18 protein-coding genes and 2 tRNA genes are annotated in these 17,447 nt (G+C 44.1%); 9 read left to right on the top strand and 11 right to left on the bottom strand.

Annotation, left to right across the window (positions count from 1 at the left end; all coding sequences use genetic code 11):
• Nucleotides 1-26 precede the first annotated feature (26 nt).
• From AC4MCC_RS13475 to hisB, 5 genes are all read right to left on the bottom strand, one after another.
• Nucleotides 27-956, bottom strand: coding sequence for a DMT family transporter (locus AC4MCC_RS13475; protein ID WP_419365800.1), 930 nt, complete (start codon nt 954-956; stop codon nt 27-29).
• Nucleotides 957-1,024: 68 nt separating this feature from the next.
• On the bottom strand, nt 1,025-1,759 hold the full coding sequence (gene hisA / locus AC4MCC_RS13470; RefSeq protein WP_005232592.1) for a 1-(5-phosphoribosyl)-5-[(5-phosphoribosylamino)methylideneamino]imidazole-4-carboxamide isomerase: 735 nt from the start codon (nt 1,757-1,759) through the stop codon (nt 1,025-1,027).
• 222 nt (nt 1,760-1,981) lie between these two features.
• Complete coding sequence (locus AC4MCC_RS13465; RefSeq protein ID WP_419375164.1) at nt 1,982-2,644, bottom strand: 3'-5' exonuclease; 663 nt, start codon at nt 2,642-2,644, stop codon at nt 1,982-1,984.
• Nucleotides 2,645-2,796: 152 nt separating this feature from the next.
• A complete protein-coding gene (gene hisH, locus AC4MCC_RS13460; RefSeq protein ID WP_180104676.1) occupies nt 2,797-3,414 on the bottom strand; it encodes an imidazole glycerol phosphate synthase subunit HisH in 618 nt (205 codons plus the stop codon).
• Nucleotides 3,414-4,007 (bottom strand): imidazoleglycerol-phosphate dehydratase HisB, encoded by a 594-nt coding sequence (hisB, locus tag AC4MCC_RS13455; protein ID WP_491876275.1) that lies wholly within the window; start codon nt 4,005-4,007, stop codon nt 3,414-3,416. The genes hisH and hisB overlap by 1 nt, the downstream gene beginning before the upstream one ends.
• 96 nt (nt 4,008-4,103) lie before the next feature.
• Here hisB and AC4MCC_RS13450 point away from each other — a divergent pair, with 96 nt between their 5' ends.
• From AC4MCC_RS13450 to tehB, 7 genes are all read left to right on the top strand, one after another.
• On the top strand, nt 4,104-4,481 hold the full coding sequence (locus AC4MCC_RS13450) for a GNAT family N-acetyltransferase (RefSeq protein WP_004781604.1): 378 nt from the start codon (nt 4,104-4,106) through the stop codon (nt 4,479-4,481).
• A 203-nt stretch (nt 4,482-4,684) separates the two neighbouring features.
• A tRNA-Phe gene (locus AC4MCC_RS13445) sits at nt 4,685-4,760 on the top strand.
• A gap of 136 nt (nt 4,761-4,896) precedes the next feature.
• Nucleotides 4,897-4,972: transfer RNA gene (locus AC4MCC_RS13440), tRNA-Phe, on the top strand.
• Nucleotides 4,973-5,180: 208 nt separating this feature from the next.
• A complete protein-coding gene (locus AC4MCC_RS13435) occupies nt 5,181-5,702 on the top strand; it encodes a hypothetical protein (RefSeq protein ID WP_491876274.1) in 522 nt (173 codons plus the stop codon).
• A gap of 231 nt (nt 5,703-5,933) precedes the next feature.
• Complete coding sequence (locus tag AC4MCC_RS13430; RefSeq protein WP_491876273.1) at nt 5,934-6,434, top strand: hypothetical protein; 501 nt, start codon at nt 5,934-5,936, stop codon at nt 6,432-6,434.
• Nucleotides 6,435-6,675: 241 nt separating this feature from the next.
• The gene (locus AC4MCC_RS13425; RefSeq protein ID WP_180002508.1) at nt 6,676-7,425 is read left to right on the top strand and encodes a hypothetical protein; all 750 of its coding nucleotides are present in this window, start codon (nt 6,676-6,678) and stop codon (nt 7,423-7,425) included.
• A 190-nt stretch (nt 7,426-7,615) separates the two neighbouring features.
• Nucleotides 7,616-8,482, top strand: a complete 867-nt coding sequence (tehB, locus tag AC4MCC_RS13420) for an SAM-dependent methyltransferase TehB (protein ID WP_491880501.1) — start codon at nt 7,616-7,618, stop codon at nt 8,480-8,482.
• Between the two features lie 102 nt (nt 8,483-8,584).
• Here tehB and AC4MCC_RS13415 read toward each other — a convergent pair whose 3' ends face one another.
• The 5 genes from AC4MCC_RS13415 to fadB form a co-directional block, all read right to left on the bottom strand.
• Nucleotides 8,585-9,124 (bottom strand): hypothetical protein, encoded by a 540-nt coding sequence (locus tag AC4MCC_RS13415; RefSeq protein ID WP_491885442.1) that lies wholly within the window; start codon nt 9,122-9,124, stop codon nt 8,585-8,587.
• A 129-nt stretch (nt 9,125-9,253) separates the two neighbouring features.
• Nucleotides 9,254-10,045: a hypothetical protein gene (locus AC4MCC_RS13410; protein ID WP_419365805.1), complete on the bottom strand. Its 792-nt coding sequence runs from the start codon at nt 10,043-10,045 to the stop codon at nt 9,254-9,256.
• A gap of 48 nt (nt 10,046-10,093) precedes the next feature.
• Nucleotides 10,094-10,918 (bottom strand): hypothetical protein, encoded by an 825-nt coding sequence (locus AC4MCC_RS13405; RefSeq protein WP_419365806.1) that lies wholly within the window; start codon nt 10,916-10,918, stop codon nt 10,094-10,096.
• 137 nt (nt 10,919-11,055) lie between these two features.
• Entirely contained in the window at nt 11,056-12,228 is a 1,173-nt protein-coding gene (gene fadA / locus AC4MCC_RS13400; RefSeq protein WP_491885441.1) for an acetyl-CoA C-acyltransferase FadA, read from the bottom strand.
• A 12-nt stretch (nt 12,229-12,240) separates the two neighbouring features.
• Nucleotides 12,241-14,391, bottom strand: a complete 2,151-nt coding sequence (gene fadB / locus AC4MCC_RS13395) for a fatty acid oxidation complex subunit alpha FadB (protein WP_491885440.1) — start codon at nt 14,389-14,391, stop codon at nt 12,241-12,243.
• A gap of 489 nt (nt 14,392-14,880) precedes the next feature.
• On the opposite strand from fadB, the gene lpxO reads away from it, so the two are divergent.
• Entirely contained in the window at nt 14,881-15,798 is a 918-nt protein-coding gene (lpxO, locus tag AC4MCC_RS13390; RefSeq protein WP_034589795.1) for a lipid A hydroxylase LpxO, read from the top strand.
• A 108-nt stretch (nt 15,799-15,906) separates the two neighbouring features.
• Complete coding sequence (locus tag AC4MCC_RS13385; RefSeq protein ID WP_419375173.1) at nt 15,907-16,323, top strand: PH domain-containing protein; 417 nt, start codon at nt 15,907-15,909, stop codon at nt 16,321-16,323.
• Here the strand turns inward: AC4MCC_RS13385 and AC4MCC_RS13380 are convergent.
• Nucleotides 16,320-17,384 carry an AAA family ATPase gene (locus AC4MCC_RS13380; protein WP_419375174.1) on the bottom strand — a complete coding sequence of 355 codons (1,065 nt, stop codon included), beginning with the start codon at nt 17,382-17,384 and terminating at the stop codon, nt 16,320-16,322. The two genes, AC4MCC_RS13385 and AC4MCC_RS13380, sit on opposite strands and share 4 nt — an antisense overlap.
• Nucleotides 17,385-17,447: the final 63 nt, after the last annotated feature.

The following is a 17,447-nucleotide window of genomic DNA, read 5'->3' as shown; positions in this document are numbered from 1 at the left end:
TTTTCTAAGAGGGGGAGTTCATAAGCTTAGGAAAGATCTTCCTTCAACTCTTCTATTTTTTCTTTTCTGAAAAACTTTGGTTTCCACTCACTGGCAATCACCCCAAGTACCACCATCAATCCGCCTAGAAGTGCCAGCGCAGGCAAACGTTCTCCCGCCATACGTCCAAATAAACTTGCCCAGATCGGTTCACCCGCATAAATGATCGCAGCTTGAGAAGGATCTACCATTTCCTGTGCCCAGTTCATTACCAACTGAATACAGGCACTGGCAATACCGAGACCGACCAAAATACCTGCCAGATGCCAGTGAAAGTCAGGTAGCTGAGATTCACCCAGTATCGGTGCTATCAGAAAACAAAATAGCGAGGCAAAAATGAGTTGTAGCACGGTGACACGCCGGGTATTCACCTTCGGAGCAAAATGACTGATAAAAATAATCTCAAGCGCAATGGCAATTGAACCAAGTAAAGTCAGCGCCTGACCAAAATTCAGCTGGATGGCACCAAAGCCATTACCGGTTAAAAAGATCAGACCGAGAAAGGCAAACAGGGCACCGACCCAGGTCATGAAATGCGGTTTCTTACGAAATAGCAGCCACAGCAGTAGAGGCACTAAGGGAACATACAGCGCAGTCAGAAAGGCCGATTCACTGCTACTAATCGTTTGCAGACCCACCGTTTGTGTTCCATAACCGATCGCAATCACAGCCCCAATGATGGCGCCCGCTGCCACTTCTTTAAGTGTCATGCCTTTCAAGTGCTTCAGGGACAGCACAGTTACGGCAATTGCCGCCGCTGCAAAGCGTAACCCGACAAAGATCACCGGACTACTGAAATTCAGGCCATATTGTACGGTAATAAAACTGCCACCCCAGATGATGGTAATCAGGATCAGAGCAAGTTGAGGAACTTTCGTCCTCCAGGTAGAGGGTGTTTGGGAAACAGATGTCGACATGGGAGAGAGGATCAAAAAATTGAACAATAAAAAAAGAGGTCCACAGACCTCTTTTTCAGCAGATGCTATTATAGCGCTTCTTGTTCATCCAGCAATAATTGTGCTTCACGCAGATTTAAAGTGCCTTCATAGATCGCACGACCGGTAATCGCACCTAAAATGCCAGGCTGATCTTTCAGGTTACGTACATCATCCATATTGGTTACGCCACCTGAAGCAATCACAGGCAGACCTGAATATTGTGCCAGATGTACGGTTTGTTCGATGTTGACACCCTGCATCATGCCATCACGAGCAATATCGGTATAAACAATACTAGACACGCCTGCATCCGCAAAACGTTTTGCCAGATCAGTCGCTTTTACATCAGTCACATTCGCCCAGCCATCCGTTGCCACCATGCCGTTCATGGCATCGATACCCACAATAATATGGCCTGCAAATTTTTTGCATGCTTCTTCTACAAATTCAGGATTTTGCACTGCTTTTGTACCAATAATCACAAAAGATACACCTGCTTCCAGATAATGCTCGATAGTTTCCAGTGAGCGGATCCCGCCACCAATCTGGATAGGCAATTCTGGCTGTGATTTGGCAATGGCTTCTACCACTGGCTTATGAATAGGTGTACCTGCGAAAGCACCATTTAAATCTACTAAATGCAAGCGGCGAGCGCCTTCATTTACCCAATGCTGTGCTGTTGCCACCGGATCGTCAGAAAATACGGTATCGTCTTCCATACGACCTTGTTTTAAACGGACACATTTGCCATCTTTCAGGTCAATTGCAGGGATGATCAGCATGCTTTCGCTCCTTGCTCAATCTTTAGAATGAATTACAGTGAGTTCATCTTAGCAAATAAAGTCGAAATTTCTAACTCTTAAACGGTATGAAAAAAGAAAACCTGTCTGAAGATATGCTGGAATGACAGGATTTTATTCTTCAATTTTTTTATTTATTCCAATACTCCTGAGGGAGTCTGATATCAAAATGATATTTCGCTAGAAAACTTATCTTTTGTTCGTTCAAATTTTTGAATGCGGGCGAATTTTCAATTTTAGTGAAGTATTGGGAACTTCCTTGGGACCCAAGCCACGGTGCAGCAATTCTTCAAAGACCAGTAAAGGTGCATAGGCATCTGCAGCCGCATATTCAATCTGTGCCTGACTGAGATGTTTTTTCGCCCAGTTCGATGTCGTAACCCGTTTCGATTTAGGAAAATTCACCTGAAATAGCAAAGCCATCGCATTTTTTAGTCCAAGAGGATTTTTAATGCCGAATGCACCAAAGCACTTTGACAGTTCAATCACACTGTTCAGCTCAATGCCTCTTTTACGGAAGAGATGCGCATCATTTTTCAGGCCAAAACCAACTTTAATCTGGTCACGATTGGCAAAAATCGGTTTCAGAAAATCCCAAATGGCAGTATTCATTTGAAACAGGTAGGCCTTTTCCAGAGTGGACAGCTGAATCAGATGCGGACCAGTGGACACTTCACCGACCTTGAAGGTCGGTTTGGACTCAGTGTCCAGACCAAAGACCGCGATCTGCTCAAGTTCTTCGCGTAGAGCTTCACATTGCTGAATACTGTTAATCACCACAATATTTTCAGGCGCGATATTTTGAAAAGGTGGAAAAGTCGCTATTGCCTCTTTACTCGGCAGAATATCATTAAGTTGGGTATCCATGATTAAAGCATCTTCCATTGATGAATATTCAGGTTGAATAGAGCATACCTTAGAGAAGGAAGTTTGGATGTGAATTATTTTTCAAAAATAAAATTTTAAGCTGTAGCCGATAAAAAAAGCCCGCATGATGCGAGCTTTTTGAATGTATTGGATTAGATATTCCAATCCACAAAGTTTTTTAGCAATTGAAGGCCTGCAGTATGGCTCTTTTCCGGATGGAACTGGGTCGCAAACAGGTTGTCTTGATGCAGGGCAGTACAGAAATCAATACCATAGTTACAGGTTGCTGCCACGATGCTTGGATCTTGGGGTTCCACATAGTAACTGTGCACGAAATAGAAACGGGCATCCTGAGCAATGTCTTTCCACATCGGATGGCTTGGATCGGCCTGATGTACCTGGTTCCAGCCCATATGCGGCACTTTTAAACCCGCCATTTCCGGGAAGTGTTTGACTTCACCTGCAAAAATACCCAGTGCATCAGCACCGCCATTTTCTTCAGAGCGTTGCATCAAGGCCTGCATACCGACACAGATCGCCAATACCGGTTTGTTGAACACGGCATTACGCACGACTTCATCAATTCCGGCTTCATGCATGCCTTGCATACAGTCACGCATTGCACCCACACCCGGAAAAACGATTTTATCGGCTTGGGCGATCAGTTTTGGATCATTGGTTACATCTACCGTTGCACCGACGTGTTCAAGTGCTTTGGCTGCTGAGTGTAGGTTTCCCATGCCATAGTCAAGAAGGGCAATACGGGTCATTACAAGGTACCTTTGGTTGAAGCAACAGTATTCGCAGCACGTGGATCAACTTCACATGCCATACGCAGTGCACGGGCAAACGCCTTAAATACACTTTCGATCTGGTGGTGACTGTTTTTACCTTTCAGGTTATCAATGTGCACAGTTATCAGTGAGTGGTTGACAAAGCCCTGGAAAAACTCAGAGAACAGGTCTACATCAAAACGGCCAATCATGGCGCGGGTAAATGGAATGTCCATGAACAGACCTGGACGGCCAGACAGATCCACCACCACACGGCTTAAAGATTCATCAAGCGGCGCATAGAAGTGTCCATAACGACGTAGGCCCTTTTTATCACCCAAAGCCTGAGCGAACGCTTGACCTAAGGTAATACCACAGTCTTCTACGGTATGATGGTCATCAATTTCCAGATCTCCATCACAATGAATATCAATATCGAACAGACCATGTCGCTTGATTTGATCAATCATATGATCTAAAAATGGAATACCAGTGTTTAAAGTGCCTTGACCAGTACCATCGAGGTTCAAACGAACTCGAATTTTGGTTTCGTTGGTATTTCTTACCACTTCACTGATACGATCTGTCATAGACACGTTCCTCAAATACGTCAAAATGATTGATGTAGAAAATATTTTCGCCGTGACGACGTCACCGCATATTAGATTGCTCAGGAGGGTTTATCAATGCCTATTACCGTACATGCTTATACTTCTCTAGAAAACGACGAAGTGCGCAGCCAGCTTGAGCGACTGTATGACACTAGCCCTGAATTTAGTGATGGGGCAGATGCCATTGAACATCTAGAGCAAAACCTTGCACAGTATACCTTACTTTATACCGCAGAATTTAACACCAAAATCATCGGTGCCATCTGGTGCACGGGACAAGGCGAAAGCCGAACCCTGGAAAATATTGTGGTGCATCCGGCCAACCGTGGACGCGGGGTTGCAGAAAGGCTGGTGAGTGAGGCATGCCGCATGGAAGAGGAAAAAGGAGTAAAAGCATTCGTACCGGGATGTGGAGCCATTCACCGCTGTCTGGCAAATCTTGAAAAAATTTAAATACAGATAAATTTCAAGCAGCCTTCGGGCTGCTTTTTTTGTAAATACCGGATTCAATTTGTTTTATTAGTCAGGTATTTGCTGAGAATATTGAAAAATATTGCTGTATAAACATGCAAATCGATGGAAAAGTAAACATTTGATGATTTTTATACGTTATGTACTTGACGATTAAGAGCTGAAACTGTTTAATACGCGACATCGGCGTGATAGCTCAGTTGGTAGAGCAACGGATTGAAAATCCGTGTGTCCCCAGTTCGATCCTGGGTCTCGCCACCATATTCAAAACGATTTTAAAGTTTTCAATCCCTGATCCCATCAGGGATTTTTTTTAGGCCAAAATTCAGACACTCAATCTTTTTTTTCATAATTTCGATTGACTAATGTGTCTAGATACGGCTTAATACACCGCATCGGCGTGATAGCTCAGTTGGTAGAGCAACGGATTGAAAATCCGTGTGTCCCCAGTTCGATCCTGGGTCTCGCCACCATATTCGAAAAAACCTCAAACATTGTTTGAGGTTTTTTTTCGCCTGTGATTTTTGATTCAGCCTAAGAATTAACTTATTTTGCCATTCATCTGAGCAAGAATGAGTTCTCTAAATAATCAAGGTAATCTAATAGATAATTAAATTAAATACAGACTTTAGCAACCGGTGAAGGCATTCAGGTTGTGAAATTTGAAGTAGGGGAAAGCCCATGAATAGTCTAAAAACATCTTTATTTGGGATTCTGTTAGGTACATTGAGCATAGCAGTGCATGCGGAAGAACAGAAACCGGTGCTTACCTTGCCGACGATGACCATTATGGCTGAACCTGAAATGAGTAATGAGACTGGCTATGTCCCATTTATTGAGAATGAAGCCAATCGTCTTGCCTTGCAGCATCAGGTAATCCGGGGAACCAAAGATGCAGAAAATTTCATGGTCAATCCAAATGTGCTGGCAAACCTCGATATCAAGCCGACCCAAGCTCCAGATTTGAGTTTACTGTCACCTGCACTGCAACAGTATGTGATGACCATTGCCCAAGGCTTACAATCCAGTGATCCAACCCAGGGACTGTATACACTGCTGGAGAATGTCGGGATCGATCGTAGCAGCAGCATGCAGCCAGGGCGTGGCCTTCAATTACAGATCAATCTAGACAAGGTAAATCTGGGCTTATTAGAAAACTACAATAATCCATCTCCTGTAGCGCAATTTCCAAGATCTCCTTAAAAGGACGAGTCAGTAATACAAATCAATCCCCGCAAATCGGGGATTTTTGCTTTTTTAAATTTAACTTCTGATTCATTTATATTTTTTAGGAGCTTTGTTTCTGATTTGCTGGTTGGCTTTATGAGGGTGTAATGGATTCGATTGACCGTTTATCAAACTTAACAATAAGAAGCTGTATTACTTGTAAGATTTAATCTGACGCTTTCCCTTTTCCAACCGAGGGGTAATAAGATGAATCTCCTAAAATCCATTCAAAGCTTGGGCCTGATGCTGACCTGTACTGCTTTTACTCTCCCTGTATTGAGTCATGCAGCTCCTGCTCATTCTGAAGCAACCATACTTCCCACCTTAACTGTCATGGCAGAGCCTGAAATGCGTGCTGTAACGGAAATTACGCCTTATCAGGAAGGTGCCAGCCAGCGTAAGGCTTTGCAGATGCGCCTGATGAAAATTGAACGCGATATCCAGGCTTATAGTGTCGATGGTGATGTCGTTACAAATATTGACATGGGAGCGGCAGCGCCTAATCCAGATCTGGACAGTCTGCCTACTGTATTCCGGGAATATGTACTGGCAGTAGCACAAGGCTTGCAGTCCTCAGATCCAAGAAATGGAATCTATGTAATTCTGCAACCTTTCGGTATTGACCGGAATGCCACCAATGTACAGATCGTCCTGGAACAGTTTGATCCAAATCGACTTGAGCTTAGTCTGCCTTTTGGTTCGCGCTAGCACACAATCCGATGGGTCAGGCTGATCAGGTCAGTCAGTTTCGGTATAGCCAGATCACGTCATGAAGAAAGGAAGTCTGAAAACTTATTTCCTTTCTTCAGGCTTTTTACTGGATTCATTTTTTCAGTATTGAGGAAGCACGTTCACAAATGTGAAAAGCTCTATGTCTTGAATTATGCTGGAAAAATAAGCATAGTGTAAAAAATCAACAAGATCTGGATGACAGACCTGGAGCGTGTAGATGCCCCGTGTTTTTATGATTATCGCTGGAGTGGTACTGGCAATTTTGATCTGGTTATTTTATCAAAATTCTGTAGAGCAGAAACAGCAGGCCGATTTGCAGGAATATGAAACGGTACTGGAAGAAAAAACTGGATCTATTTTGCAACAGGCACAGGATTGGTCTAAACCGATTCAGATTGATCTGGAAGATGATCGTCTGGACGGGGATTATGCCGTAATGGCCCAGTTTATTCTGGGTCAGATGCGTGATCGTGCCGAGGCTCGTAATCAGTATTTACGTGACCTCAAAGCAGCGAACTGGGATCGTTTTCTGGACATTGACCGCTTAGCCAAAGATCAGGCTCAAGACTATAAAGAAACTGAAGCCATGCTGAAGCGCGTGCATGAAATTGTCGATAGCTATGAACAGACAATTCAGCAGCGGGCAACCCAGCAGTTAGAGCAGGTGAAACAGCTGGATATTAAAAATCGCTATCGTCAGCAGCTGGCAGATAATCTGAAAGCCAATCAGCAGCAGGATAATGCCCATGCAATTTTTGAAATTGAAAAACAGAGTCTGGCCAAAGCAGACCAGTTATTTCTGGTGCTGAAAAACAATAAATGGGAAAAGAAAAATCAGACCTTTATGTTCTATGAAGATGCACCCTTAAAGCAATTCAATAAGCTATATCAGGAAATAGTGCAGCTCAACCAGCAAATGACTCAAGTCGATCAGCAGGCACTTAAAGAAGCAGAGAACAAACTCTAAGCATAAAGATCTTATGGCTTCTTATGCCCTAAATTGTATGATGTTTTCCTGTCAGAATCAGTCTTACTGCATTGCTTACATCAAAGATGTACCAGTTCTCATCTGTAATAGAACCAGCTATGCTTGAGAAAAATGAATATCCAGAAGCATGCTTGCAGACGGAAAGCGAGAAGAGGGAGCACAATCTTTTATGCAACAATTGAAATGTTATAAAGAATTTCCGGTCTGGACGCAGCAAGCTATCCCACAAGGGTTCAAGCAGCCACACAATACCAAAGCAGGCACTTGGGCAAAGCTGACCGTTCTTAAAGGTGAGCTGCATTTTGCCATGCTGGATCAGTCAGGTCATATACAGTCTGAACATGTATTTACGCCAGAGCAGCAACCACCGTTCATTGAGCCACAGGTATGGCATAAGATTATTTCTGCCAATGAAGATGCAGAATGTCAGCTACGTTTTTACTGCAAACCTGAGGATTACTTCACTAAGAAATATCAGCTAAGCCCGACCCATTCAGAAATTTTGGCAGCTATGCCGTATTTAAAGGGTGGTCGTGCGCTGGATGTCGGTTGTGGTTCAGGCCGCAATTCGCTGTATTTGAGTCAGAACGGTTTTGAAGTTGGTGCCTGGGATGTGAATGAAAATAGTCTGCAAACCTTGAGACAGATCATTCAGGCCGAAAAAATCGAGAATATTCAGGTTCAGCAACGGGATTTAAATCTTGACCCCAGTATTCAGGGCCAATATGACTTTATCTGCTGTACGGTAGTGATGATGTTCCTACAGGCCGATACCATTCCACCTCTTATTGCACAGATGCAGCAGGCGACAGTGCCGGGCGGTTATAACCTGATTGTCTGTGCGATGGATACCGATGATATTCCGGTACAGTCAGACTTTCCGTTTAGTTTTAAGCCGGGGCAGCTCAGTACCTATTATGAAGGTTGGAATCTGGTGAAATATAATGAAAATGTAGGTGAATTACACCGTGTAGATGAACAGGGCAACCGGATCAAGCAGCATTTTGCGACCATGCTAGCCCAAAAAGTCGAATAAGAGATTTATACAGTTTTTAGATTTTTGGCTTTAAATCAGAGAGCGCTAAAAATAAAAAAAGATGTCACTCGGACATCTTTTTTTTGATGGATTTAAAATATCTTAAGCAGATTTTTTAAACCAAGAGAACCACCCTTTTTTCTCGGCTTTTACAGCTGCTTCGGCAGGTGCTGCTTTTACTGCTTCTGCTGGTTGAGCTGCTGCAGCTTTTACTTCTTCAGCTTTGGCTACAGTGGCTTCTTTTACTTCAGCAGTTTTTACAGCTGCATCAGTTTTCACGGCTTCTACTTTAGAATCCGCTACTTTTTTCATATCTGCAGGTGCAGCTTTTGCAGCTTCTACTTTTTGAGCCGCTTCAATTTTTGCTGCTTCTTTAGTTTGAGCAGCTTGTTGTTGAGTTGCTTCTACTTTAGCGACAGCCGCTTGTTTCTCAGCAGTAGCTTTGGCAGCAGAGTCTTGTGCTTTAACAGTCGCAGTCGCTACTTTTGCTTGTGCAGGCGCGGTTGCTTGTTGAGCAGTTTGAGCGGCAACCGTTTTTGCTTGTTCTTTCATTGCAGCAACAGGAGAAACTGTTGCAGAAGCCATAGCAGAAGCTGAAGTTGCAACGATTGCAGTTGCTAGAAGTGTTTTAAGCATTTTCATGCGTAACCCCATAAAATAAAGGAGAGAAATGTGGGGCTATGATACGCCTGCCAAATATAAGTGGCTGAGGGATAAGTTTTTATTGGTTGAATATTCAACTAAATTTACAAAGGGATAACATTTATTGTGCTATTTCAGGGAAGGTTGCTGCGAATAAATTTTTCGGCAAGTGTTGAAGTTTGATGCAACAAGCGCGGTTAAATCTGAGGTGGTGAAATATGAATACAGTTCACAGCCGGAGGTGCAGCGAAAACCGAGGAAGGATTCAATTCCGCTCATTTTAAACTGAGACGTATGTAAGCGTGGAGCACCTTTGCTACCGCTATAACAAAAGGGATCGAGCTGATATGTTTTTTGGTCAAAGTGGAGTTGTAGGTTAAGTGTGTAGCTGACCGGATCAATGATCCATACCATGACCTTGCCACGTTTGAGCTGAATATGCTGTTGATAGCTTGAATTGACTGTTTGGCGAGCATGTAGCATGGATTGTTTCGTTATTGGTGTACCCACATAGAGTGCCCATTGACTCGCCATCGCATGGCATGCGCTATACACCATAGTTTTGGTGATACTCGCAAAAAACAAGGCAAGACCAAACCCTGACACCACTAAAAAACTGCCTAAGCTGAATTGAATGATCTTTTGCCGGCGATAATGCAGTAGCCATTCATAGCTTGCCGATAAAAAAATCACGATAAAGACCATGAATACGCTAATCGCACTGAGCCACGCGATGCCGTGATGCACATACATACTCAAGGTCGAGGGGAAATAGGGTTGATAGACCAAATCATTTTGGTCCATAAAATAATACAGCCACCATAATCCAAATAGGGTACATGCAATCGCTAGACTCCATTTCACCCAAAGCGGAATAGATTTTTTAGGCGGCTGAAGCAAGATTTTATTGTGCGGTTTCATGAGAGTGTGAGACGTCACCAATTGATTGAATGACGTCTCTTAGTGCAATTACAGTGCTAAAGGCTTGAGCATATAGGGAACTTGCAGGCTGACAGCGCCATTTTGATAAAGTTTGCCATCAAATTTCTGCTGTTTTGACCAAAGCACCTGTTTCTTGTCTAAATCGACATAAGACAACAAGTAATATTGTCCTTCTTGCGGGATTGGATCACCTGTGGTGACAGCACCCATGGTGACTGCTGCAAGCGCGAGACTGCCGGCAATATTGCCAATGCGGTTACCAACCGATGGCTGTTGTCCTAAAACTTGTAATACAAGTACTTTGGATGTGCCAAGTAGCGGTTTTAGTTCTGCAAGTTGACGCTCTGTGATCTCAATATCAACAGGCTGATAGTTATTGCTGAAATTATAACGACCCACACCGACTTTAAAGGTTTTTTGATGCAGCAATTGCAAGCTATAGCCTTGCTCATCGGTCAGTTTAGGTTGATTGGCTGCTAGCACAGGATAAACCGCTAAATCTTCAGGTTTAGCATCTAGGTTTTGGCGTTTTTTATAGGTTTGAATAACTTTCTTTTCAAAGAAACCGCAGTGCAGTTGTTGCAAGTTTTGTGTGACTTTGACTTCATTACGGTTGAGCTGCTGTATGAGTTCTTGGCTAATCGCTGCGGCAGTTCGATTGGATGGTTCGAGTAAAATATGACTATTGCCGACTTCTTTACGCAATAAGCAGGCATCTGTAGTCAGGGCAACAGGTGTAGTACGAAATTCTTTTTGCACTTGGGAAAAATAATCAGATTGAGGTGCTTTAGGTGTACTCGCACATCCCACGAGGCTCAGACTGAGCGTTGTTAATATTAAATATTTTTTCATGGTTATTTTTAAGTTTATAGTTTATATACAGCTTTATCATAAATAAGAAATTTTAATTTTACAAAGTTTTATAAGAAAAAATAGACATAAAAAATCCCCGCATAAAGCGAGGATTTTTTGATCGACGTATTTAAGAATTAAACACGTTCGATGATTGTCGCGATCCCTTGACCAAGACCAATACACATCGTTGCAAGACCGATTTGCGTATCTTGTTGCTCCATGACGTTGAGAAGCGTAGTCGTGATACGCGCACCAGAACAACCCAATGGGTGACCAAGTGCAATCGCACCACCGTTCAAGTTTACGATGTCTTGTTTTTCATAAAGACCTAAACCTTTAAGAACTGACAAGCCTTGTGCAGCAAATGCTTCGTTCAACTCGATGGTTTGCATGTCTTCAATTTTAAGACCAGCACGTTTCAATGCTTTTTGCGTTGCAGGAACAGGACCAAAGCCCATGATCGCAGCATCACAGCCTGCAACCGCCATAGAGCGGATTACAGCACGTGGCTTAAGACCAAGAGATTGCGCACGTTCAGCAGACATCAATAACATTGCAGACGCACCATCAGACAATGCTGATGAAGTTGCAGCAGTTACAGAACCGCCTTTTGGATCGAACACTGGACGTAACGCTTTGAACGCTTCAAGGTTTGCATCAGGACGGATCACTTCGTCGATGTCGCAAAGCTGTTTAAAGCCGTTGGCATCATGACCTTCAATACCGATGATTTCGTTTTTGAAACGACCTTCCTGTGTTGCAGCCCAAGCACGGCGGTGAGATTCAACACCAAACGCATCTTGTTCTTCACGGGTAATGCCGTTCATACGGCCCAACATTTCAGCCGTTAAGCCCATCATGTTAGACGCTTTTGCATAGTGCTTAGATGCTTCAGGGTTCAAGTCGATGCCGTGCATCATACCAACGTGACCCATATGCTCAACACCACCAATAATGAACACGTCGCCTTGACCTGTCATGATTTGTGCAGCAGCAGTGTGGATTGCTTGCATCGAAGAACCACACAGACGGTTTACGGTTTGACCTGCAACAGTCTTAGGAAGATCAGCCAATAACGCGATGTTACGACCGATGTTCATGCCTTGTTCTAGGGTTTGGTTGACACAGCCCCAGATCACATCTTCAACTTCGTTGACATCAAACTGGTTACGAGCAATAAGTGCACGTACAAGTTCAGCAGAAAGGCTGTCAGCACGTACATTGCGGAACATACCATTTTTGGTTTTACCCATTGCTGAACGTACGCCATCAACGATGACAACGTCACGTGGATTTAAAGTAGCCATTCACGTTGCTCCTTAACCGTAGAATTTTTTGTTGTTAGCAGCCATGTCACGCAACATTTGTGGCGCTTCATAAGCCTTACCTAAGTGTGCGTATTTGTCGCAAAGCGCAACATACTCAGCTACACCAGTCTGGTCGATATAACGGCATGGACCGCCACGGAATGGAGGGAAGCCTACACCCATGATCATCGCCATATCTGCTTCAGCCGGAGTTGCAACAATGTTGTCTTCCAGGCAACGAACAGTTTCGTTACAGAAAGCCAGCATCATACGGTCAATGATCTCTTGAGGATCAAATTCACGTTTTTCAGCAGTTGCAACAGATGCCACAAGCTCGTATGCAGTTGGATCAACCACTTTGGCTTTTTTGCCTTTACGGTCAAGTTCGTATTTGTAGAAACCAACATCATTCTTTTGACCCAGACGGTTGTTTTCGTACATCACTTGGATTGAACCTTTGAAATCAGGTTTCATACGATCCGGGAAGCCTTCAGCCATGACTTCTGCACCGTGAACGCCAGTATCGATACCGACCACGTCCATCAGGTAAGCAGGGCCCATAGGCCAGCCGAATTTTTCCATCACTTTGTCGATTTGCTGGAAGTCAGCACCATCTTTCAGTAACAGGTCAAATGCACCGAAGTAAGGGAACAGTACGCGGTTTACCAGGAAGCCCGGGCAGTCATTCACTACGATTGGTGTTTTACCCATTTTCTGAGCAAGAACAACAGTCGTTGCAATCGCTTCAGCAGAAGTCTTCTCACCACGAATCACTTCCACCAATGGCATCATGTGTACCGGGTTAAAGAAGTGCATACCCACGAAGTTCTCTGGACGTTCCAGATTTTCAGCCAGACGCGTGATTGAAATCGTAGAGGTGTTTGACGCAATGATCGTGTTTTCACGTACTTTAGATTCAGTTTCTTTCAGTACGATACCCTTCACTTTCGGGTTTTCGGTTACCGCTTCGATCACGATGTCGACTTCTTTAAACTCGTCATAGCTTAAAGTAGGACGGATGCGAGCAAGGGTTTCACCCATTTGCGCTGGTTTCATCTTCTTGCGTTCAACTTGCTTGGTCAGCAGTTTGTTCGCTTCAGACATACCCAGTGCAAGTTGCTGGTTACCGATGTCTTTCATGATGATTGGAGTGCCTTTGCTTGCCGCCTGGTAAGCAATACCACCACCCATGATACCCGCACCTAGAACGGCAGCCTGGTTCACTGGATGTGCACCTTGTTCATATTTCTTAGAAGTTTTCTTCACCACCTGGTCGTTCAGGAACAGACCGATTAACGCACCCGCTTGTGGAGTCACTGCAGCTTTCGCAAAGCCTTGAGCTTCAACTTTTAACGCTTCATCACGGTGTAAGCTTGCACCTGCCTGAAGAGAATCAAGCAATAGTTTAGGCGCTGGGTATTGAGCAGGGTTTGCTTTTGCAAGAACCGCACCTTTCGCCGTATTGAACGCCATCATTTGCTCAAGCATGTTCAGCTTGATTGGATCCAGTTTTTCCTGGCGTTTTGTTTGCCAGTCTAAACGACCGTGAATTGCCTGTTTCACCAGGTCAATTGCAGCATCTTTCAGTTTGTCTGCAGCCACAACCGCATCAACCGCACCATCTTTCAGTGCAGCAGCCGGTTTTTTCGGAGTAGCCATGGCCATCCATTCAACTGCATTGTCGATACCGATCACACGGCTTAAACGAACCGTACCACCGAAACCAGGGAAGATACCAAGTTTGATTTCAGGCAGGCCGACTTGCGCCTGTTCTGACATCACACGGTAGTCACAGACTAAGCACATCTCGAAACCACCACCCAGTGCCATACCGTTAATCGCGGCAACTTTAGGAATGTCCAGGTCTTCGAAGCTGTTAAAAATTTCATGAACTGGTAGTGCCCAGTCAACAATTGCCTGTTCGCCTTGAGCAAAGTTATCGCCGAATTCAGTAATGTCAGCACCTACAATAAATGTAGACTTGCCTGAAGTTACGATTAAACCCTGAATTTCAGCAGCGGAAACTGCGTCAATCGCAGCCTTGAAATCTTCAATCGTTGCACGGTTGAATTTGTTAACCGACTCACCTTGTAAGTCAAAGCGGAATTCTGCAATTCCGTCCTCAAGCATTTGGACGGTAATGGCATTGCCAGCGTGGATCATGCCCTGATCTCCTTTATTTTGGAGGACTTCTAAGTTGATGTTGTGAAGCAAGCGCGCATTTCCCGCGCACTTTTTTACTTCGCTAATCTTACGATAACTATATCCAAAAAGAACAACACAAGTTGTATCAAGCCGTGACGCAAGGGTCATCAATTTTCATCGCTCAATCAAGGTGTTGTCATGTCCGGAATACAGTGAACCGTTATCGCAGTGTAATGAAGTTATTGTTTCAATTTCACTTTTTTATTGCTGTCGCGCTGTTTTTATAACGTAAATTGACCAGATAGGGAATGTTTGCTGTGTGGTGTTTTGGTCAAAATAGTCAATTGAGATTCAAATCATTCGATACGGATGTAAGAAAATGTATGCAACGCTGTGTTCTACAAGCGGGTAGGGAGAGCAAAAGCAGCTTTGTTATAATGCGGCCCAGATGTGACTTTTTTATTTTTCCCCGTTCTTTTTTGGGGCTAGGATTTTTTGGGTATTGATATGCTTAAGTGGATTATTTTGGCCATCTTTGTCATTTCAGCGTTATATATTCAGCGACGTGGCACAGTTCGGCATTCTTTTTATCGCCAGTTTTTTGACCATTCGACCCTGTTTGCACCGATCAATTTTCTGATGTACGCCTTTTCACGCGTCCCGAATCAGCCTTATATCGATACGCAGCATTTTAAAGACCTAAAAGTGCTGGATGAAAACTGGGAAATGATTCGTGACGAAGCACAGGCGCTCTATCAGAAAGGTGGCATCAAGGCATCGAGCAAATATGATGACTTGGGGTTTAACTCATTTTTCAAAACCGGCTGGAAACGCTTCTATTTAAAATGGTATGACTCGGCGCATCCCTCTGCAGCAGAACTCTGCCCAAAAACTACGGCTTTGCTCAAAACCTTGCCAACCATTAAGGCGGCTATGTTTACCGAGCTGGCACCGGATAGTCGTTTGGTCCGCCATCGTGACCCGTATGCCGGTTCATTGCGTTATCACTTGGGCTTAATGACCCCGAATGATGACCGCTGCTTTATCGATGTCGATGGCCAGCGTTATTCCTGGCGTGACGGCGAGAGCGTAGTGTTTGATGAAACCTATATTCATTATGCCGAAAACAAGACTGACCAGAACCGGATCATTTTCTTTGCTGATGTCGAGCGACCTTTAAAAACCCGCTGGATGGAACGCTTCAATCACTGGTTTGGCAAAAAAGTAATGACAGCAGCCAGTTCACCGAATGAAGTTGGAGATCAGACCGGTGGCTTAAACAAGGTCTTTGGTTATGTTTATCAACTCCGGGTCAAGGCTAAGGCTTTAAAAGCACAGAACCGCCAGCTGTACTATTTCCTGAAATGGTTCCTGATGCTAGGCATTTTCTTCCTGATCTTTGTTCGTCCTTATCTGTTTGCCTAAGCTACAACATAAAAAATAAAACGCCCTGAGGGGCGTTTTTTATTACTTGCAGAGATTCACCACATCATCCTGATTTTGTGTAAGATAAAATAAACTAAGGGGAAGATGATGCGTGTATTTCGTTCCAAAAAAGACTGGTGGCTGTTGGCATTTTTGATCTGTATGAGCGGTTTGTTATTGCAATTATTACTGACCATGCAGGCCAAAGGGACGATGGCTCAATATCCGGTGCATACCGCAGTCTATATACTCACAATCCTCTTGGTCTGGTGGCCGGTCTGGAGTACCCGTTATATCGTGCAGGATGGACAATTGACCATTAAAAGCCTATGGCTGACCTGGCAAATTCCACTCAGTTCAATTCAGAACATCCAACCTACAGACCACTCAGAAATTGCACCTGCTTTGTCTTTCAAGCGTTTAAAAGTCAGCTATATGCTGGCAGATCAACAAAAATATGTCCTGATTTCACCTAAAGACCCGAATGCATTGATTCAGGCGATTCAAGCGCATCAAACAGTTTAATTGGAATCGGATGCTTGAGGCTGAACTAGCAATTGTCCATTAATGCAGTCCAGATGGAGTTGTAGCTGTTCTGGGTGATTCAGGAAATAAATCGCTAAAATTGGTTCCAGTTCGGTCCGTATTTTTCGACCCAAATGACGGGCGCCATAACGGATGTCATGACCCTGATAAAAATGGGCCTTGGCTGCATCAGTGAGGTGAATCTGTCGTTTCTGGTGTTGCAGACGTTGATTTAATTTATCCAGCTCAATCTCAACCAGTCGTGGCAGGGCATCATTTTGGACAGCCTGATAGTGCAATGTACGGTCAATCCGGTTTAAAAATTCAGGATCGAACTTGCGCCGCATGACTTTTTCAATGATCTGCTGGGTCGGTACTTTTTTCAGACATAGTTGCTGCACTTTTTGTGGTAGATAGCTGAGTTTTTCCAGATATTGCTGTGCGGCTTGTGCACCGACATTACTGGTCATAAAAATCATGCAGTTACGAAAATCAATAGTTTTGGTACCAGCAGTCAACGTCAGTCGGCCGGTATCCAGTACATTCATCAGGCCACGAATCACTTCAGTACTGGCTTTTTCCAGTTCATCAAACAGCATGATGCCGGGACGGGTATGGCTTCCGGCAATAGCGGTTTCATCAAACAGGCTATGGCCTTCTTTAGAGCCCACATAACCCGGAGGGGCGCCAGTCAGGGCAGCTGCATAATGTTCCTGCGCTAAAGTATTCATATCAATCCGGCAGAAAGCATCAGGGCGACCATAAATTGCTTCGGCAATCAGACGTACAGTCTCAGTCTTGCCGACACCGGTCGGGCCAAGCATTAAGGTAACCGAAAGCGGACGTTCTGGACTGGAAAAGTCAGCCTTGACCACATGCAGCATTTTTTCAATTTCATTTAAGGCGGTATCCTGACCGATGATCCGTTCCCGTAGCAACTGCATTACAGCCTGAGGTTCAAAATGAAAACGCGGTTTCCCAATCAAACGGTCACGCTCAGACTGACTATGGCTAGAGGTGGCAGGTTGCACAACATGAATACCGGATTGGGAACTTGTCATCTTGGATCATCTCGAGATTGAACCTGTCGAGCATAGCAAAGTTAGTTCAGGCGACTTATAGCT

Source organism: Acinetobacter sp. CAU_H_56 (assembly GCF_058599425.1).
Note: the sequence above shows the minus strand (reverse complement) of the source record. Positions and strands in the feature narration are given on the sequence as shown.